This is a genomic window from Fibrobacter succinogenes (assembly GCF_902779965.1).
Taxonomy (GTDB): domain Bacteria; phylum Fibrobacterota; class Fibrobacteria; order Fibrobacterales; family Fibrobacteraceae; genus Fibrobacter; species Fibrobacter succinogenes_F.
In genome coordinates, this window is record NZ_CACZDK010000001.1 from 88,830 (window position 1) to 107,689 (window position 18,860).

Consider the following 18,860-nt stretch of genomic DNA (forward strand, 5'->3'; position numbering starts at 1 on the left):
AGTGGTTAGTAATCAGGATGTGTAATTGGAATGTTTTATTACATTCCTAACCACTAACCACCAACCACTAATCACTCACTTTTCCTTTACTATATTATAATCCATGAAAAATGGTTTAAATAGGATATTCTTCTTACTTGCGTTGGCAACGGGAGTTGCTTATGCAGACCCGATTCCTACCGAGGCTCTTACACAGGGCGGCCTCACGATGCGCGACCGTCAACTCCGTGATATCGGTCTTGTGATGCGCGGTGGGCGAGGCGGATTTTTCGATATCGGTTACACTTATACGCCTTCGTCGGAACAGTTGCAATTGAAAAGCAAATATGGTGTTCATAACGGCTATGCTTTTAGGCATCATTATGGAATTTTCGGGAGCTGGGTGCTGGACTCGGTCTCGCATTTCGGATTCCTCACGTGGTTTGACCGTGCCGGCTGGGATTCTCAGGACTTTTTCTTCTTCCCGCATTTTGGCGATTTTGCTCATATTTCGTCTGCGTTTACGTGGGGCTTTTCTTACACGAATACAAAGTATGATGTTACGGCGGCTCTCGGTTTGCAACACCAGAATTTGGAATTGGCGAGTTCAAAAGTTTTTCCGCACGAAAGCGATTCGCTGCTGTTCTATTGGGCCCATGCACGTTATAAAAACGTGAGTTTCCAGGGTAGTTTCTATCGTGGCACGTTCCAGACGCTCCGTCTTTCTTTGGATCTTGAATCCCGTGAACTTTATGGTGGAGTCGGGAGCGGATACAAAACGTATTTGCCGAATTTGAACGCTACGATTTATCGCCGCAAGAAAAATGACGATGATGATAACTTCCTTCGTCTTAATTGGGAACAAAATCTTTATGAACAAAGGGTGTATGCCGATGTGACGTTCGATTTCCCGGATGATGGATTCCGTTCTGCGGCTTTGAAGTTCTATCCGGATCCGTCTCGAATGATTGGCGTTGAAGCTTCGTGCTACCGCCGTCACGAATTTGCGGGTGCGCAGGATTTGCTTTGGGGCGGTGCTATTGATTTGCTGTTCTTGCGTTTAGGTTATAATTCATCGTTTGATTATGAAAACATGTTCCACGCAAAAGGAACTCTCGTTGCTGAAATCAAGTTCAATATTGGTGCAACTGATGGCAAGTTCTTTGGACGTGGTGCTGCAAAACCTACGCCCATGGAAACGACCAAGAGCCGATTTGATTTGAAAAAGCTCATGAAGTCCCGCGCGGAACAAGATTCGGAAACTCCGACAATCGATGCTCAGGGACATAAGGTTATTCATGCGAAGGGAATCCGCTATGAAAAGGTGGGGGCTCCCGAAACGACTTCTAACGAAGGAGGCAACTAATGAAATACTTGCGATTGTTCCTTTGTCTTGTTGCGCTTAGTTTGACGGCGTGCATGAGTCATTTGTTCATTGATACGTCGACTCGACTCCAGGTTGAAAATAAGACCGATGTGACGATTCTTGGACTGGATATTGTTTCTGAGGATGGTTCTTCTGTTCGTACGTGGATTCGCGATGCAATTGAGCCGGGCGAAAAAAGCAAGGTCGTCGAAGAAGACTGGGTAGGAACGTTTAAGGTCCGCGTGCGCTTTGACAAGTGGAATGGCAAGTTGCTTGCAAGTGTAGGTAAGGTTTGTGCAACTTATAGCACTCCCGTTAGAGTGTATGCTTTAGCCAAGCAAGGCGAACCGAACGTATTTGAAATAGATGATAATGGTTGCAGTCAGGAAGGGCATGTTCACATGGTCTATACTGAAACGGACCTCGATTTCGAAGGCGGCAGCCAGTACCTTGTAGTCTCGCAAGACGAAGACGGGAATGTTGCGTTTATGTTTAAGTAGAACTTAGAACATTCTATCATCTCTTTAAGAAATTCTAAGTTCTAAGAGCGAAGCGGGCTAAGCTCTGCCAACTAAGTTCCCCTGTCTACTTCTTACCGCCTACTTCCTACTTTTTTACTACATTTTGCTCCAGTGCAGATAACTAAGTTAAAGATTTTTGGTTTTAAATCCTTCGCGCAGAGAACGGAAATTAACTTCCCGACGAAGGGTCTTACGGCGGTTGTTGGGCCGAACGGCTGTGGCAAGTCCAATATTACGGATGCTATCCGCTGGGTGCTTGGCGAACAGAAAGCCGCTGCTTTGCGTATGGGCAAAATGCAAGACGTTATCTTTAGCGGTACCGAAGAACGTGCCGCCATGAGTCTTGCCGAAGTTTCTATCGTCATCGATAATAGCGATGGTACGCTTGCTTCTGATTATTCCGAAGTCATTGTGACGCGTCGTGTGCACCGCGATGGTTCGGGCGAATACCTCATCAATAACCAGGAATGCCGTCTGCGTGACGTTCACGCTTTGCTTTTTGACTCGGGCCTTGGTTCCAGCACGTATTCGCAGATGAACGCCGACATGATCAAGGCGGTTCTTTCGGATAAGGCGGACGATCGTCGAGTGCTTTTTGAAGAAGCTGCCGGCGTGAGCAAGTACAAGCAGCAGCGCAAGGAAACGCGCCGCCAGCTTGAACGCGTGCAGATGGATATGGAACGTGTCGAAGACAACTTGCGCAGTGTCCGCCGTTCTGTCCGTCTCTATGAAACGCAGGCCGAAAAGGTCAATGCTTACAAGAAATTGAATACGCGCCTCCGCGAACTCGATTTGTCTGTCAGCCTCGATAAGTTTGAAGACTACAAGGAAGGTTTGGCCACGCTCGATTCAACGACCAAGCGTATGAATCACGAAGTGGAATCTTCCAAGACGCAGGCCACTGAACTCCAAGCGAAGATTGAAGAAAAGAAGCTTGCCATTAGCGAAGATGAAAACGCTTACCGAGATTTGGAACGTGAAGTCCAGGCGGCAACGATTGCACTCAATGACTTGAATAATAACATTGTCCGTTTGCGCGATTCCATGTCGGGCCTCCAGTCTTCGAACGATAAGGCTCAGGGCGAAATCGAACGCAGCGAACTCAAGTCGCAGGAACTTTCTCAAGAAAAAGCTCGTCTCGAAGAAGAAATTGCCGTTCTCGGTAGCGAAAACGACATGGATGAGCTGAATGCGCTTTTGGAACGCGAACGCGAAACGCTCCAGGTCATGCGCGATAAGGTCGATGACTTGCGTACGCAGTCCCGTGAACTTTCGAATGAACGCTTGCAGGCCACAAACCGCGTGAACTCCCTCCGCGGGCGCTTTGAACGCATGGACGCCGAAGTCAACATGCTCCAGTCGAACATTGCGAAGTGGCAGACTGAAATCGAAGGCCTCGATAAGCAAAAGTCCGATGCCGAAGCTAACATCGCCGAAATCCAGGCGGGCATCGAGGACACGAATCGCGAAATTGAAAATCTCGAAGAACAGCGCGCCACGCGCGAAGAACGCTTGGAATCCGAACGTGCGGAACTCACCGAAGCACAGCAGAAATTGCAGGGCTTAAAGAACGAAGAAGCCCGATTGCAGTCTCGAATCGATGTGCTCCAGAGCGTGATGAACGAAGGCTCGGACGCAAACCGTTACCTCAAGGAAAACAAGTCGAACCTCATTGGCGGTCTTGTTTCGGAACGCATCGAGGCAACGCCGGAATACGCTTCGAGCGTCGAAGCCGCTCTCGGTGAAATTTTGGATTCTGTTGTCGTGAATGGCGACAGTGCCGTGAACGAAATTGTGGATGCGCTCAAGAGCGAAAACGTGGGCAAGGTGCTCATGTCGCTCGTTTCAAGTGCCGCTCCTGCTTACGACAAGCCGGTGAACAATCCGGGCGTTGTCGGTTCGCTCAAAGATTTTGTCAAGACGGATGACGAAGTTTCTCCGTGGCTTTCGGGAATTCTCTCGCGCTATTTTGTTGTGGATTCTTTGCAGACAGCGCTTAATTTGGCGAAGGAATACCGTGGCGAAAACTTGAATTTTGTCACCGCCGATACGATTGTGCGTACAAGCGGTCTTGTGTCGTTTGGCGTTTCGACGTCGGGGGCACTCTCCCGCAAAAACGAAATTGCAGATGCCGAAGCGCTTTTGGAAAAAGTGCAAGGCGATATTTCTGCCGGCGAAGAAAACGTGGACCGTTTGCGTGAACTGACCGAAGAAGACGCTCAAATGCTCTCGTCGCTCGTCGATGAAATTCGCGAAAAGCGCGATTCTCTGCGTGGTGGCGATGCTTCTATCCGCATTCACAGGAATACGGTTGAAAACTGCACCCGTCGCTTGAACCAGTTGAATGGCGAAGTAACGAACGCACAGAACAGAATTGAAGCGGCGGCGCAGTCCAAGAACAGCGATGCGGAACTTGCCGAAGCCGAAACCGAAGTCGAAAAGGTCGAAGAACGTTACCAGACGATTTCGGATCAGCTGGGCGAAAACGAGACGATGCTTCGCGAAAAAGAAGAAGATGTCCGCGAACTCGAACGCAGCGCGCAAGACAAGACTTCTCGCCTCAAGCAGAATCAGAACCGCTTAGTCGCTATTGCGGACCAGATGGAATTCTTGGACAATACGATTCGCAACCGCCGCGAAGAAATCGAAAAGAACACGGTTTCGATTGAAAAGTTCGAGACGGATTGCAACAAGCTTGCCGACGAAGCGCAAGTGAAGGATAACGCGCTCCGTGAACTCGAACGCAACCGCGATTTGGCTCGTGAACGCTACGACCTCGTGAGCGGTGATTTGGAAGGCTGGCGCGACGAAGTGAACCGCCTTCGCGATGACATGATTGAAAAGATGAAGGAACTGAATGACGTTGGCCGTCGTCAGGAATCCTTGCAGAACAATCTTGACCGTCTCCGCGAACGCATCACGAACGAATGGACTGTCGATTTGGACAATCCCGAGAATGTTGAACGCGTGGAATACACGCAGCCAGAAGCCGACCGCGAAATCCGTGAACTCCGCGGCAAAATCAAGGAACTCGGCCCGATTAACATCAACGTGATGGAAGATTACGAAGACGAAAAGAAGCGTTTGGAAGAAGTCGAAAAACAGTTCGACGACCTTGACCGCGCCCGTGCATCGCTTGACCGCACCATTACAAAGCTCGACGACATTGCCCGCCAGCGTTACCTCGATACGTTTGCACGCATCCAGAAGAACTTCCAGTTCGTGTTCAGTAAGCTGTTCCTCAATGGCGAAACGAAGATGAGCCTCGTCGAGAAAGTCGATGAAATGGGCAAGCCCATGGACATCCTCGACGCCGACATTGAAATCAACGTCCGCCCGACAGGCAAGAAAATGCGCGGTATCAAGGCGCTTTCCGGTGGTGAACACGCGCTTACTGCAACAGCGCTTTTGTTCGCAATCTACATGGAAAAGCCGTCTCCGTACTGCGTGCTGGACGAAGTCGATGGTCCGCTTGATGACGCTAACGTCGGTCGCTTTATGGCGCTCCTCCGTGAATTCAGTAAGCAGACCTTGTTCATCGTCGTGACGCATAACAAGCGTACCATGGCCGAAGCCGATATGCTCTATGGTGTGACGCAGGAAATCAAGGGTATTTCTCGTATTGCTAGCGTGCAGCTCGCCGATGCAACAAAGTTTGCGATTTAGTTAGTAGACAGTAGACAGAACTGTTAGCATGTTGCCGAAGCTCGTAGTGCATGATGATCATTCTCCGAAGGAGACTCCATATATCTTGTAAATGCAGTTGGATTGGTATGGATCTTCCTAACGGAAGATGACTGTTTCTGTTGTGTAATCAAAAAATCAATTGAAAAAAATTATAATCGCGTCAAGCTTTAATCTACTGACTAACAACGTTCTATATAATACATTTTGTACTTTTTAGGCGTTGATTTTCGCATCCACTCCCGTTTTTACTTCATTTTTGCATTCGTTTTTCTGTAAAGCTTTTATAGTTTTATTTACATGAAAAACATATCCCAAATTCTTTTGCTTTTTCCGATTGTGGCGATGTTTGCGTCGTGCAATAGCTCAACATTTGGCCCGGAATCGAATTCAGAACCGATTGCTTATACTCCAGATGGCAAATGCACGATTGCATGGCAGGACTCTAAATCGCAAGAGCAATTGGACTCTTTGCATACTTTTTGTGATACCATTTTTGTCCGTAGTGTCATCAATATTTATAAGGACACTGTTTACGATGATACCATAATTACAGACAATAAAAAGTATACTAGCTTTATTTACCTTGATCGTTATACGGAAAAAACAGATACGCTAACCAAACCTACAGCTGAAAAAAGCGGGGCGTCAGGTCCGTGCGGTCGCGTGCCTATTTATTGCAAGCTTGATTCTTCTGATACGCAAAAGACGTTTAGTTGTACAGAAGCTAGCATTTGTTATATGTATGAACTTGAAGCAAGTTCTGCTAAGGTCGTTGCTATTCGTTTGCCGGATTTGTATTATGATTCAACTGTAATAGTAATAAAAAAGTCTGTGTGCTCTGAACCGGGATTCCGCTGTGTGCGTGATACTGTTTTCCATGATGCATTCCATATGACATATCGAACCATTGCTCTTGACACAACGTTCTTGAATTATGGTCCAACGGCATGGACGGATTATGTTCCTGCCATCAATGCGCCTGCGTTTGATACAGCTGCGTTCCGCAATGCACTAGATACTCTTGACACGCAAAAAGAAATTTTTGGAATGGATACGTTGTTCACAGGATATTCTGTTTCGGTGGAAGGATTGCCGGACTGGGCATCGAATACTACCAAGTGCACAACGACGGAAGATTCTAAACGTGTTTGCATTTATAAGGAAATCGAACTTCGTCCCATATCAATGCTTTCGACTTATCCCACGTCATATAATAAAAGGCCATTCTATCTTTGGAATAATCTTGAATCGCCTTTGGAAAAAGACACTTTGATTACATGGAAATTGAGATATAGATATTCCGGTGGTCATAATTTTGAAGGAAATCGCGACTCGTTAGAAATAACTACGCTGTTTAGAGGCTTAAGCAATTAGAACTTTATGGTGTGGGGTATGGGGTCGTGCCTGCGGCACTTTGGGGTATGAGGTTATTGCAATTAGAACCGCTCAAAAGCGTGCAAAACGAGTGTCGCAAAATTATGCTTGCATAATTTTATGACCGAGTGAAGCTGCGGACGCCGAAGGCGTCAAAGCGAAGCGACCTCATAGCTGACGTTCTATTTACTATATTCTTTGCATGCAGACTACGTGTTCAATTTGCAAAAAAGAATTCAACGACAAGGTCGGAATGTCGCCTTTGCAGGGAAATCTTGCCATTCGCGTTCGCAATAAGATTGGCAATATCTGCCCCGAATGCCGCAGTGAAATTTGCAAGACCAAGCGCGGCCGCTGGAAGATGTTCTTCTACGATTTGAAAGTCGGCTTCTTGTGCTTTTGGTTCCTTGTGCCCATTGCCATTATCTTTATCGCGTTTACGCTTTATCTAGCGTTATACGTGCTTTAGTTTTATGCCGCTTAAAATAAAAACGCTTTTGTGGCTTGCTGTCGCGTTTCTCTCGGTGTCCTTGTTGGGATGTTCTCTAAAAGATAAACCTCGCCAGCATTTTCTTTGGAAAATCTCCGATCAGAATTCTAGCGTTTATATTCTCGGTAGCATTCACTTTGCCGATAAGACGTTTTATCCGCTTGATTCTGTTATCGTAAATGCTTTTGACCGTTCCGATGAGCTGGCTGTAGAAATTGACATCAGCGATTCTACCGTTTTCCAGAAGAGCGTGCATCTCTCTTCTTTGTTAGGAAAACTTGATGGCGACAAAACTTTGGATATGTTTCTCCCTGAAGATGCCCTTTATTCTCTCGATAGCCTTTGCCTAGCGTGGTCTATTCCGGTGGATTTCTTTAGCGGCTATAAACCTTGGGCTGCAGCTATGACCCTTAGTTCTATAGCCAATCAGCGCGCGGGACTTGATGCGAGATTGGGTATTGATTTGTATTTCTTGACAATGGCTCGGAAAATGAAAAAGAAAATTATTTCACTTGAAACTGTTGAATTGCAAGTGAAATTGTTTACGGGTATGGACATTCCTGATTCCATCGGTGTTTTTGCCATGAGAAATATGATAAAAGATATTGCCTTATTGGATTCCTCTATTGCGAAATTCAAAAATGCATGGAAAACAGGGAATGATTCGTTGCTTACGTATGCAGCGAATATGAGGATGGGCGAGTTTAGCCATGAGGATTCTCTGATGCAAGATTTTATGTATGATAAGATTTTGTATTCGCGTAATGGCCGGATGGCTGATTCAGTTTCCAAGTTCCTTGATGAAAATCGCAAAGTCTTTGTTGTTGTCGGGGCTGCGCATCTGACCGGATTCAAAAAAAATGTCATTGAAATTCTGCGTCGTAAAGGCCTGAGTGTAGAACGGTTGTAAATAACTTCCTACTGTCTACTTCTTACTTTCCTCTCGACCACTGTTTACATTCGTAACATATTCCCGCAGAAATCTCACATTTTGCAGGACATTTTGTATATATTACTAAAGGTCACCTTTAAAAATAGTTTGGTTCTACATGTTTTTAGAAAAAATCAAGTCCCCTGCCGACGTTAAAGCGTTGGATGTTAAATCCCTCGAACAGCTTGCCGCAGAAATGCGCTCGGTGCTCGTTAAAAAACTTTCTCAGTGCGGTGGGCATGTGGGGCCGAACCTTGGATTTGTGGAAGCGACGATTGCGCTCCATTACGTTTTTGAATCCCCGAAAGACAAGATTGTTTATGACGTGAGCCACCAGAGCTACAGCCACAAGATGCTTACGGGCCGCGCCCAGGCGTTCTTGGATGAATCGCATTATGGCGATGTGACGGGTTATAGCGAACCGACCGAAAGTGAACACGACTTTTTTATGGTGGGGCATACCTCTACGTCGGTGAGCCTTGCGCTAGGGCTTGCGACGGCTCGCGATGTGCTGCGTGAATCGGGCTATGTGATTGCGGTGATTGGCGACGGTTCCTTGAGCGGTGGCGAAGCGTTTGAAGGCCTTGACAATGCGGGCGAATACGCTACGAATTTTATCGTGGTGGTAAACGATAACGAAATGTCCATTGCCGAAAATCACGGCGGCTTGTACAAGTCCTTGGCGGATCTCCGCTCGACTGGCGGCAAGTCCGAAAATAATTACTTCAAGGCGCTTGGCTTTGATTACAAGTACTTGGAACAAGGTAACGATATTGCATCGCTCATCGAAATATTCAAGTCCGTGAAAGATTCGACCCGCCCGGTTGTGGTGCATATCCATACTCAAAAGGGCCGCGGTTTTTCATTTGCAGAACAAAACCGCGAAATGTGGCATTGGGCCGCTCCGTTCAATGCGGATACTGGTGAAATCTACTGGGGCAATGGCGAAAGTTACAGCGAAATTCTTGGCTTGTACCTTATGGCAAAAATCAAGAGCGATCCAAAGGTGGTCGTGATTCATTCTGCCGTTCCGGCGGGGATTGGTTTCCATGCCGCTCGTCGCAAAGAAGCGGGGCCGCAATACATCGACGTGGGTATTGCCGAAGAACATGCTGTGGCGCTAGCATCAGGACTGGCGAAGGGTGGTGCGAAGCCTGTGTACAGTACGCACGGCACGTTTATCCAGCGCACTTATGACCAGCTTTCGCAGGATCTTTGCGCCAATAATAATCCCGCGACAATTTTGGTGACGATGTCAGGTGCCGATGGCATGAACGATACGACTCATCTTTGCATTTTTGATATCCCGATGATGAGTAATATTCCGAACTTAGTTTATTTGTGCCCGACGTGCGTTGAAGAGTTCAAGACGATGGCGGACTGGGCAATTGAACAGACGGGACATCCAGTGGCGATTCGCATTCCGAATGCCGTGCACCATCGTAGCGACATTTTTGAAAAGGATTATTCTAACCTCAACAAGTTCAAGGTGGTGCATCGTGGCGAGCGTATCGCCTTGATTGGTCTTGGCGATTTCTATCAACGAGCAGCGGCTGTAGCGCTTGAACTTCGTCGCGAAGGCATTGATGCAACGCTTGTGAATCCGCGTTACGCAAGTGGTGTTGATAAAGATTTGTTGCTTGAACTAACTAAAACACACAACGTATTTGTGACACTCGAAAATGGCGTTGTCGAAGGTGGCTTTGGGCAAAAAGTGGCTGCGGCTTTGGGTGAATCAAATGCTAAAGTTCTTGTGCGCGGGCTTTCGAAAGAGTTTTACGATAAGGTTAGCTTTGCGGAACTCTGTGAAAAGAACCGCTTGAATCCCGCACAGATTGCAAAAGACGCGGTGACTCTGCTTTCATAGCCGATTGCGTCCTTTGAAATTTTTTATTATGTAGGCATGAAAAAAATTAAAATAATCTTCATGATTATTCTGCTGTTGCTTTTTTTTATTGCATCGGCGGTTTATGTGTACTATGCTAATGCTGAAGCTCTGCGTGATGTTCAAATTGATTGTACTTCTGTTATTGATGTGCATCCCGATGTCATTGAAAAATCTTTGTTGAAGGTTCAAACAGATGCGGAGTTGGGTGAACCATTTCGTGTTTATCCGATAGAAACTAGCCCGGATAGCGATCTGGTTTTCCATTCGACGCTAATCGAGTATCCTTTTGGGAGCTCGCCGCGTGCGGATTCGCAAAACAACGTTAGTCTGCGCGGAATCATCTTGTATGTGCACGGCTATAACGATTACTTTTTCCAAAAAGAACTTGCCGAAAAGGCTGATTCTGCAGGATTTGCGTTCTTTGCTATAGATTTGCACTACTGTGGACGTTCTTATGTGTCGGATGAACCGCGCGCGGATTTCCGGAATATCAAGGAGTTCTATGCAGAACTAGATGTGGCTGTTGAACTCAGTAAAAAAATTGCTGTGGATGATTATGAAGAAGCGGAGCACATTCCGTTTATCATCATTGGGCACTCTCAGGGTGGGTTGATTTCTTCGTTGTACGTGAACGATCGAAGCGATGCTCATTTTGCGGCACTTGTGCTCAATAGTCCGTTCTTTGAATTTAACTATAACTGGTTCATGCGCAAAATTGTGATGCCGGTAGTTTCGGAAGCCGGTTTGTTCTTCCCTGATTTTCCGTTGGGAACGACGGGGGATCCGAATTATGCCAACTCTCTTTTAAAGAGGGAAATGGGTGAATGGAATTATAACGAAACATTGAAGAGCTATGTTCGCCCCATTGTATATTTGGGCTGGGTTCGCGCGGTTATGAATGGACAAAGCCGTCTCCATTCAAGGCTGAAAATCAAGTCTCCGGTGCTTGTGATGCATGGCGATTGTTCGGCCGATGGTGTGGAATGGACGGATGATTATTTGCATTGCGATGGTGTTTTGGATGTGGATCAGATTGAGGATTGGGCGCCGTATCTTGGCGAAAAGGTGACAACGCGCACGATTCCGAATGGACTCCATGACTTGTATCTTTCTCGCAAATCAGTCCGCGATAACGCTTATCACGAAACTTTCAGCTTTATTGAAGACCATATAAAATAGCAGCTCAAAAAACTTGATGTTGCAGATAAAATTATAATTATTGTTATTTTTTTAACAAGGAGTTATGTAAATGAATAAATTGATCGCGATTTCTTTTTGTGCAATGTTGCTTGCTACGGCTTGCAATTCTTCTGAAGAACCGAAACCGCAGGCTGTTGTAAATAAGGTTGAAGCTGTGCAGCCGGCTGCCGCTGTTGCTGAACAACCTGTTGCAACGGTAACGACGATTGATTGGAATAAGGCTTTGGAAATGAACAAGGCTGGTGCACTTCTTATTGACGTGCGTACTCCGGCTGAAGTGGAAAAAGGCAAGGCTTCGCCTGCCGCGATTAACATTCCGCTCCAGGAAATTCCGCAGCGCTTGAGCGAATTTCCGAAGGACAAGGACTTGTTGATTTATTGCCGTAGTGGCAAGCGCAGCATGGCTGCTTCGAAATTCCTTGTGGAAAATGGCTATACCCGCGTGTTCAACATTGATGGCGGAATTATGGCTTTGCCGCAGAAGTAATACCGTCATCCTGAATGTGTAGCGTGAAGGATCCAGTTAAATCTTGAATCGCCTTCCCTTATGACTTCTGAACTCACAAACTACATGCATTTCGCCTTGCAACAGGCTTTTGGTGCAATTGGCGTGAGCCGCCCGAATCCGGCGGTGGGTGCCGTTGTTGTGAAGGATGGAATTGTGGTAGGGAAGGGGCATACGCAATGCCCCGGAAGTGCCCATGCAGAAGTCATGGCGTTACGCGATGCGGGTGAACTCGCTCGTGGTGCCTCGATTTTTGTGACTCTGGAACCGTGCTGCCATTACGGTAGAACACCGCCTTGCACTAAGGCGATTATCGAAGCCGGAATCAAGAAAGTCTATTTTGCACATTCCGACCCGAACCCTGTTGTGCATGGGAATTCTCGCGCGATTCTTGAAAAAGCCGGAATCGAAGTGCACGAAGGCGTAGACGCCTGCATTTGCGCTTGCGTTGAAGAATGCCCGAATGGCGAATCGTCTACGGAATGCCGCGTTTTTGAATTCCAAAGTGTATCGCCCGAAGACCGCGCTTTGCGCGAAGGCGAAGGGCGCGAAGTTTTCCATGAAGTCGAGCGATTCTTTGAAGCGTATGATTATTTTGTACGCACGAAGCGTACATTTGTTGAAGTCAAGTCAGCGGTTTCGCAAGATGGATTTATGGGATGTGCCGATGCGTATGGAATGCATTTGCCGCTTGCGATTACAAAGCCTGGCGCCAATTGCTGGAATCATGAACTCCGTGCGATGAGCGATGCTGTTCTCGTTGGTGCGGGGACGCTCCTTGCCGATAACCCGAGTTTGAACGTGCGCTTTGCGGATGGTAATGATCCCGTTAAAGTGATTTGGGCGGGGCATCATGAATTTACTGCTTACGAAATTACGCATTTTGTGGCGTTCTCGTCGAAAATATCAAAAACTTTGGTGTTTTCGTGCGTAGCGCAGCCGAATTTGCCGGACGCAATCGTTTTAAATCACGAAACATTTGCCGAAAACTGGCGTAAAATGATTGATGATTTGTCTGCCCGCGGAATGCATCGTTTGATGGTGGAACCGGGCGCAGGCCTTGCGCGCGAACTTTTTAAAGACGAGGCGGGCGCGCAAAAGCAAGATGCGCAGAATTCATTGGATAATGCGCGGAATTGCGCGCAGTCTCAAAATGCGCAAGACGCGCGCGAAAATGCGCAGCCCCTTTGGAACCGCCTTGATCTGTGGCGCTCTACCGACACTTCTGTTGATGAAAAACTGGACCAGCTTATTGAACAAGGTGCAGTGAAATATGGGCTTGAATACCCCGAATTGCCCGCAGGCCTTGTCGCTAAAGAATCTGCCGTCATCGGCCCCGATGTGCTGACCGTGTATTATCCGGATTAGACACGAGTAAATTTTTAATTCATTTTAAATGGAAGAAATAAATTTGGGTATATTTAAGTGTATGGACAAGCGAATTTATTTCTTTGGGACAGTTCTTCTTCACATTTTATTTTGTGTGGCTTTTGTGGGCTGTTCTTCGGATTCTGTTGTGAGCCGTCTCGATACAAAAAACGATGAAAGTTTGCTTTCTTCTTCAGCGAAAACGCCAGAAAAAACGGCGGCTATTTCTGCAATCGCACATTCTTGTGTGCCAGATTCCTTGGTGGCGGATTCGCTCTTAGACGTTTATGAAAAAGAGGGGAACTTTGGTGAAGCGACGACCAAGTTGGCGGATTGTGCGTATCAAATGACTTTAGAGCGATTGAATGGCGATGTAATTGTACGATCTGCTTTTGAACGACTTGAAAGAGATTTTGACTTGAATTATTTGGATTATAAAGAGGCATTTTACAAGTTCTGGCAAGATGATTATGGCATTGGGCCTTGCAGCAGGGATTCTTTCAATGTTGTCGCGAAAAATAAGGATTCGCTGAGTACTGTTGCTAATTATTTTATTTGCACTGATAGGCGTGAAGGCTTCACAAGCGAAATTAATTGGGTGCGGGCTAGCGATCTTCAGGTGAATGCTTACAAGCAGGATTGCGATAGTACCGATTACCGTGGAATTAATAATGCGACAACGGGTAAATTGTATGTATGCGATCATGGAAAATGGCGTTATCCCTTAGAAGTTGAAGAAGAATGTGGACTTTGTGGATCCGAAAATAATGGGCTTGTCAAGGCGGGGTCTATTTTTGAGTATGTTTGCAATTCAAATCAATGGAAATTGAATGAATTTATTTTGAAGGATTCTCGCGACAATAAGGAGTATCGCACTACAAAAGTAGCAGGTTTGTATTGGATGATGGATAATATGCAAGCGGATACGGCTCGTTTTTATTGGGATGAAGCGTCGAAAGAGGGCTTTTGCCCGAATGGCTGGAGGCTCCCCACTGCTGATGAATGGTTGGACTTGTTCGAAGCTATGGATCACAAGGCTTCGAATGCTTCTATTATGAGTTTGCAAGGTGCAGCTTTAAGATATTCCTCTTGGTGGACTTCTACCGAAGTTGGTGCCGATAGTGTTAAAACGGTAAGTGTTCTTTACCGTCCTATGAGTTACGAAGAATCTCTGAAATTTGGTAATTACAGCACGAGTACGAACACAAAAATGTATCCGCATTCAGTACGCTGTGTGAAAAATGAACTTTGAGAAGAGTCGCTTTAGCCCCGATGTGCTGACCGTGTATTATCCGATAATTTTTTTTATTTTCCCATAATTTCTTCTTTGGATAGCTTGAAGTATGCCGAGGCTTCTTCAATGGTTAGTTTTTGGTCGCTTACCATTTTTCTAGCCGTGTTAATTTTTTCTTCTACAGCTTCCTTTATTTTTTGATGTTCTTCAGCAAGTTTTTCCTCAAGTTTTTCCTTAAATTGTTTTTCAAGTTGTTGACGTTCTTTGCCGACTCGTTCTTCAATTTTTTCAGCCATTTGCTGGCGGAAATAGTCGCCAATGCTTACGAAACCGTATTTTTGTCCGATGCTTACGAACGCCATGTTCAGCTCCTTTAAGAAATCTTTACCTAAATACTCTATTAAAACCCTACAAGCTGAGAGCAGCGGAAAAGCTTGCTTTTCCATTGCCGAAGCGTAGGGGTTTCTTGAAATATATACTTGTTTTTTCAAGCAGGCAAGACGCCTCGTTTCGCGGAATTTTATCCAAGAATTTGCAGAACTGCGGCAACAGTTCTAGCAACTTATCTTTGTTGAATGCGTGCTTTAATGCAATTATACCCATGCCAGTTGCGATATCTTCGCAGGCGAGGCAGTCGCTGTCCGGAATGTCTGCCATGTTTACGAACGTGCATTGGAATGGCAGGACTTTTCCGCGGAAGTATTCAGGGTAGGACTTTTCCAAGGTTTTAAGTGGGTTCCAATTATCTCGTCCGTTGTAGAATATTATCGCCATTGTCGGGATTCCGCTGAATATCCGGTTCTTGTCCTGAATTTTCATGACGGAATGGATGTATTTGGAAATTTGGTCGAAGATTATGGGATCGCGCCCGGATTTGTGCTCTAGCAGGATTCCGACGAGAATCGGAGCTCCTGTCGAAACATTCACGCGAAATGCGAGGTCTGCTTCGCCGGTATCGTCAACTTCCGAATACGAATCAGGAATACGCATAAGCGTATCGAGATTGACCTGGTTCAGAAATGTATCGATATCGTGATTTATTTTCGCTGCAAGCTCAAGCAAGTAGCGGACATGAGTTGTGTTGGCAAATAGCCAGCGGAAGTATGCATCGTGTTTTCGTTTGGAAGTCTTGTTTTCGTTTTCCATTTGTTCTTAGTGCCTTTTAATTCAAGCGAACCGGCACGCAATTACATATAATAACGGATATAGAAAACGATTTAGCAAATAAAGGTTTTTGAAAATGTTCTGCATCGTCAAAAACGGATGTGCTTAATTTAACAAACTCTTTTCAGAAAAGCAAGAGATATTTTGTTTTAGAATTATTTTGCATACAATCGTTAGCAATTTTAAATTTTAGACATGCTTTAGTTGACGTTGGATGGCATTTTTTTACTTTTGAAAGTATGTTAGACAAAATGTTTATGAAAACCTTTACCTTTTTGATTTTATTCCTTGTGGCTTGCGCATTTTCTGATAATACGCAATACGAATGGATCGATGAAAATGGCTGCTCGTATTGCCTTTATGGATATTTTAAAAATGGAAAATGCGTGCATCCCTCAAAGGTAAGTTGGAGGGGCTTTTCTTCTTTTTATTATTTGTTGAGTTCTAGAAAAATAGAAAAAAATTTTTTTGTGGTTAATTATCCTTTCAGTCCGAAGTTCCACGTCTATTGTGAAAATGAAGTCGATTACTGCAAGACGATAAACGATTCTATGGCTAAAAAGTTGATGCCGTCTTTGAAGAATCGAAAATCCTTGTGTAACGAACAACATAAAAAGACTGAAAATACAGGCATGTTTTACGATATGCCGATACCCCGTGAAGATTTAGAGTTCCTCTGCGACTTTGTGAAGTTTAATAATAAAAAATCATTCCTTGAAGTTTTGGATACCGGAATTTGCCCAGTTCGTGCGAATGCAGGCTTAATGGGTAGCCAGCGTACAAAGACTTTTTTATTTGGTAATTTTCATGTGGTAAAGAGAAAGGGAGAGCTTTGGATAGATAAAGAAGAAGCCTTTCTTCAATCAATTGATTCTCAACAGCGTCCAATCAAAAAATTTATTACGAGAAACTTTTTCACACTCGGCGAATGTTCCCATTCAAATTGCGAAATTCTGAATTACGTTGGAGAACAACCTCAGGATTTCGATATCAAATGCAACTTTATTAAAAAGAAGGATAGCGAGGGGAATGTGACAGTCCTTGCAGAGGGCGTTTGCCCCATAGAAATCTTGGATAAGGACGGCAAAAAGCAGGTATATCGAGTACGCTCCGTTAAAGACGGTGACTCCTATAAACTGATAATGACCAATAAGCAAAAATAATCCGCCTTTTACCCCTATCAATAACCTGCACTTTCCTTCCTACTTCCTTCTGTCTACTTTGACGCCTTACGGCGTCCGCGGCTGCGGCTTAAAAATGAGTCTGCAAGCAGCCTCGCTTTGTTCGCCTTGCACGCTTTTTCTATATTTTGCCGCGTATGTTTACGGGTATAATTCAAGCAACCGGCGAAATCATTTCCCTCGAAAACAGGGGAGACGCGCTTACCATGCGCATGAAATCGCCGGGATTCTTCAAAAACAGCAAACTGGGCGACAGCATTGCCAATAACGGTGTGTGTCTTTCCGTTGAAAACTGTACCGATGACAAAGCTACGTTCTGTCTCATGCACCAGACCGTCGTGAATACGTCTTTTAAGCAGGCTAAAGTCGGGGATCTCGTGAATCTCGAGTATCCTTGCCGTGCCGATAGCTTTATGGGCGGTCATTTTGTGATGGGGCATGTCGATTGCACTACCGAAGTTTTGCGCGTTACTCCGCGTGAAACTGGTGTTGAGGTCGATTTGGCTCTGCCGCAGGACTTGCGCCGCTACGTGATTCGTCGTGGTTCCATCACCTTGAACGGTATTAGCCTTACGGTTGCCGAGAAAGGGGAGGATTATATCCGCGTCTGCATTATTCCCGAAACTTTAGCCCGCACGAATCTCAGGAACTGGGTGCCTGGCACCGTGGTGAATGTGGAAGTCGATATGCTGGGCAAATATATTGAAAACTATCTAAAGGAACGTGACCTTGCTTAATACGATTGAAGAGGCCATTGAGGATTTCAAGAACGGTAAGTTCTTGGTCGTGGTTGATGACGAAGACCGTGAAAATGAGGGCGATTTCATTATCGCCGCCGAAAAGATTACACCGGAAAAGGTGAACTTCATGCTCCACGAGGGGCGTGGCGTGCTTTGCTGCCCGCTTCCGATTTCTCGCTGTCGCGAATTGAATCTTACGCGTCAGACTGTTGAGAACACTTCCATGCTCGGCACTCCGTTCACCGTCATGGTCGATAAGCTTGAAGGCTGCACTACGGGTGTTTCTGCCCACGACCGTGCAGCGACCATCCAGGCTCTCGCCGATCCGAATTCCAAGCCCTCGGACTTTGGTCGTCCGGGTCACATTTCTCCGCTTTACGCTCAAGAAGAAGGCGTTTTGCGCCGTGCAGGTCACACCGAAGCCGCTGTGGACCTCGCAAAGCTCGCCGGTCTCCGCCCGGCAGCCGCTCTCATCGAGATCATGAACGAAGACGGCACGATGGCTCGTATGCCGCAGCTCCAGGAAGTCGCCAAGAAGTTCGACCTCAAGATTATCTCTATCCACGACTTGATTGACTACCGTTTGCGTAACGAAAAGCTGGTGCAGCGTGTGGCCGCCCCCCACGTTTCGACGAAATACGGCGATTTTACGGCTTATGCCTACCGCAGCAAGACCGATGGTGTCGAGCATGTGGCCTGGGTTGCCGGTAATCCGGATTTCAGTAAGCCGGTTTATGTGCGCGTTCATAGCGAATGCCTCACGGGCGATATTTTCGGTAGCCTACGTTGCGATTGTGGTGACCAGCTTGCCGCTGCGATGAAGTTCATTGGCGAACACGGTGGCGTGTTCCTTTACATGCGCGGTCAGGAAGGTCGTGGCATCGGTCTTTGCAACAAGCTCCGCGCTTACGAATTGCAAGAAAAGGGCATGGACACGGTCGAAGCGAACCTCCACCTTGGGTTCAAGTCCGACTTGCGCCAGTACGGTACGGGCGCTCAGATTTTGGCAGACCTCGGCGTGAAAGAAATGCGACTCCTCACGAACAACCCGAGCAAGATTTCGGGCATTTCCGCTTACGGTTTAAAGATTGTGGAACGCGTGCCTATCGAAATCAAGCCGAACAACATCAACCGTTTCTACCTGCGCACCAAGAAAGAAAAGATGGGCCACGAGCTCCATCTCGACAATGCGGATCATGGCGCAGCCGAAGTTTTAGATGAAGGAAAATAAG

Annotated in this window: 16 protein-coding genes; 14 read left to right on the forward strand and 2 right to left on the reverse strand. The window is 46.2% G+C overall.

Annotation, left to right across the window (positions count from 1 at the left end; translation table 11 throughout):
* Positions 1 to 103 precede the first annotated feature (103 nt).
* The 11 genes from HUF13_RS00435 (at position 104) to HUF13_RS00485 (ending at position 14,561) form a co-directional block, all read left to right on the forward strand.
* Positions 104 to 1,345, forward strand: a complete 1,242-nt coding sequence (locus HUF13_RS00435) for a hypothetical protein (RefSeq protein WP_173473295.1) — start codon at positions 104 to 106, stop codon at positions 1,343 to 1,345.
* Positions 1,345 to 1,845, forward strand: a complete 501-nt coding sequence (locus HUF13_RS00440) for a hypothetical protein (protein ID WP_173473296.1) — start codon at positions 1,345 to 1,347, stop codon at positions 1,843 to 1,845. Before HUF13_RS00435 ends, HUF13_RS00440 begins: the two co-directional genes overlap by 1 nt.
* A 132-nt stretch (positions 1,846 to 1,977) precedes the next feature.
* On the forward strand, positions 1,978 to 5,532 hold the full coding sequence (gene smc, locus HUF13_RS00445) for a chromosome segregation protein SMC (RefSeq protein WP_173473297.1): 3,555 nt from the start codon (positions 1,978 to 1,980) through the stop codon (positions 5,530 to 5,532).
* A gap of 318 nt (positions 5,533 to 5,850) precedes the next feature.
* Positions 5,851 to 6,927, forward strand: a complete 1,077-nt coding sequence (locus HUF13_RS00450) for a hypothetical protein (protein WP_173473298.1) — start codon at positions 5,851 to 5,853, stop codon at positions 6,925 to 6,927.
* A gap of 202 nt (positions 6,928 to 7,129) precedes the next feature.
* A complete protein-coding gene (locus tag HUF13_RS00455; protein WP_173389528.1) occupies positions 7,130 to 7,396 on the forward strand; it encodes a hypothetical protein in 267 nt (88 codons plus the stop codon).
* A gap of 4 nt (positions 7,397 to 7,400) precedes the next feature.
* Positions 7,401 to 8,327 (forward strand): TraB/GumN family protein, encoded by a 927-nt coding sequence (locus HUF13_RS00460; RefSeq protein ID WP_173473299.1) that lies wholly within the window; start codon positions 7,401 to 7,403, stop codon positions 8,325 to 8,327.
* Positions 8,328 to 8,466: 139 nt separating this feature from the next.
* A complete protein-coding gene (locus HUF13_RS00465) occupies positions 8,467 to 10,215 on the forward strand; it encodes a 1-deoxy-D-xylulose-5-phosphate synthase (RefSeq protein ID WP_173473300.1) in 1,749 nt (582 codons plus the stop codon).
* A gap of 36 nt (positions 10,216 to 10,251) precedes the next feature.
* Positions 10,252 to 11,415, forward strand: coding sequence for an alpha/beta hydrolase (locus HUF13_RS00470; RefSeq protein ID WP_173473301.1), 1,164 nt, complete (start codon positions 10,252 to 10,254; stop codon positions 11,413 to 11,415).
* A gap of 70 nt (positions 11,416 to 11,485) precedes the next feature.
* Positions 11,486 to 11,923 carry a rhodanese-like domain-containing protein gene (locus HUF13_RS00475; protein WP_173473302.1) on the forward strand — a complete coding sequence of 146 codons (438 nt, stop codon included), beginning with the start codon at positions 11,486 to 11,488 and terminating at the stop codon, positions 11,921 to 11,923.
* Between the two features lie 60 nt (positions 11,924 to 11,983).
* Complete coding sequence (gene ribD, locus HUF13_RS00480) at positions 11,984 to 13,309, forward strand: bifunctional diaminohydroxyphosphoribosylaminopyrimidine deaminase/5-amino-6-(5-phosphoribosylamino)uracil reductase RibD (protein ID WP_173473303.1); 1,326 nt, start codon at positions 11,984 to 11,986, stop codon at positions 13,307 to 13,309.
* A gap of 61 nt (positions 13,310 to 13,370) precedes the next feature.
* Positions 13,371 to 14,561, forward strand: coding sequence for a hypothetical protein (locus HUF13_RS00485; RefSeq protein WP_173473304.1), 1,191 nt, complete (start codon positions 13,371 to 13,373; stop codon positions 14,559 to 14,561).
* Positions 14,562 to 14,614: 53 nt separating this feature from the next.
* Here the strand turns inward: HUF13_RS00485 and HUF13_RS17200 are convergent, their stop codons facing one another.
* Together HUF13_RS17200 and HUF13_RS00490 are read right to left on the reverse strand one after the other, a co-directional pair.
* The gene (locus HUF13_RS17200) at positions 14,615 to 14,989 is read right to left on the reverse strand and encodes a hypothetical protein (protein ID WP_304038662.1); all 375 of its coding nucleotides are present in this window, start codon (positions 14,987 to 14,989) and stop codon (positions 14,615 to 14,617) included.
* Complete coding sequence (locus HUF13_RS00490) at positions 14,952 to 15,689, reverse strand: Rpn family recombination-promoting nuclease/putative transposase (RefSeq protein WP_304038663.1); 738 nt, start codon at positions 15,687 to 15,689, stop codon at positions 14,952 to 14,954. The genes HUF13_RS17200 and HUF13_RS00490 overlap by 38 nt, the downstream gene beginning before the upstream one ends.
* Positions 15,690 to 15,958: 269 nt before the next feature.
* On the opposite strand from HUF13_RS00490, the gene HUF13_RS00495 reads away from it, so the two are divergent.
* The 3 genes from HUF13_RS00495 to HUF13_RS00505 all read left to right on the forward strand — a co-directional run bounded on the left by HUF13_RS00495 (position 15,959) and on the right by HUF13_RS00505 (position 18,859).
* Positions 15,959 to 16,870 carry a hypothetical protein gene (locus HUF13_RS00495; protein ID WP_304038664.1) on the forward strand — a complete coding sequence of 304 codons (912 nt, stop codon included), beginning with the start codon at positions 15,959 to 15,961 and terminating at the stop codon, positions 16,868 to 16,870.
* A 155-nt stretch (positions 16,871 to 17,025) separates the two neighbouring features.
* Entirely contained in the window at positions 17,026 to 17,625 is a 600-nt protein-coding gene (locus HUF13_RS00500) for a riboflavin synthase (protein ID WP_173473305.1), read from the forward strand.
* Entirely contained in the window at positions 17,612 to 18,859 is a 1,248-nt protein-coding gene (locus HUF13_RS00505; RefSeq protein ID WP_290922111.1) for a bifunctional 3,4-dihydroxy-2-butanone-4-phosphate synthase/GTP cyclohydrolase II, read from the forward strand. The genes HUF13_RS00500 and HUF13_RS00505 overlap by 14 nt, the downstream gene beginning before the upstream one ends.
* Position 18,860 lies beyond the last annotated feature (1 nt).

Excerpts from the sequence above, each read along its gene's own strand:
- HUF13_RS00465 (WP_173473300.1), top strand. The coding sequence starts at position 8,467 with ATGTTTTTAGAAAAAATCAAGTCCCCTGCCGACGTTAAAGCGTTGGAT.
- HUF13_RS00455 (WP_173389528.1), top strand. The coding sequence starts at position 7,130 with ATGCAGACTACGTGTTCAATTTGCAAAAAAGAATTCAACGACAAGGTC.
- HUF13_RS00490 (WP_304038663.1), bottom strand. The coding sequence starts at position 15,689 with ATGGAAAACGAAAACAAGACTTCCAAACGAAAACACGATGCATACTTC.
- HUF13_RS00460 (WP_173473299.1), top strand. The coding sequence starts at position 7,401 with ATGCCGCTTAAAATAAAAACGCTTTTGTGGCTTGCTGTCGCGTTTCTC.
- ribD (WP_173473303.1), top strand. The coding sequence starts at position 11,984 with ATGACTTCTGAACTCACAAACTACATGCATTTCGCCTTGCAACAGGCT.
- HUF13_RS00500 (WP_173473305.1), top strand. The coding sequence starts at position 17,026 with ATGTTTACGGGTATAATTCAAGCAACCGGCGAAATCATTTCCCTCGAA.
- HUF13_RS00470 (WP_173473301.1), top strand. The coding sequence starts at position 10,252 with ATGAAAAAAATTAAAATAATCTTCATGATTATTCTGCTGTTGCTTTTT.
- HUF13_RS00435 (WP_173473295.1), top strand. The coding sequence starts at position 104 with ATGAAAAATGGTTTAAATAGGATATTCTTCTTACTTGCGTTGGCAACG.
- HUF13_RS00475 (WP_173473302.1), top strand. The coding sequence starts at position 11,486 with ATGAATAAATTGATCGCGATTTCTTTTTGTGCAATGTTGCTTGCTACG.
- HUF13_RS17200 (WP_304038662.1), bottom strand. The coding sequence starts at position 14,989 with ATGGAAAAGCAAGCTTTTCCGCTGCTCTCAGCTTGTAGGGTTTTAATA.
- HUF13_RS00450 (WP_173473298.1), top strand. The coding sequence starts at position 5,851 with ATGAAAAACATATCCCAAATTCTTTTGCTTTTTCCGATTGTGGCGATG.
- HUF13_RS00485 (WP_173473304.1), top strand. The coding sequence starts at position 13,371 with ATGGACAAGCGAATTTATTTCTTTGGGACAGTTCTTCTTCACATTTTA.
- HUF13_RS00495 (WP_304038664.1), top strand. The coding sequence starts at position 15,959 with ATGTTTATGAAAACCTTTACCTTTTTGATTTTATTCCTTGTGGCTTGC.
- HUF13_RS00440 (WP_173473296.1), top strand. The coding sequence starts at position 1,345 with ATGAAATACTTGCGATTGTTCCTTTGTCTTGTTGCGCTTAGTTTGACG.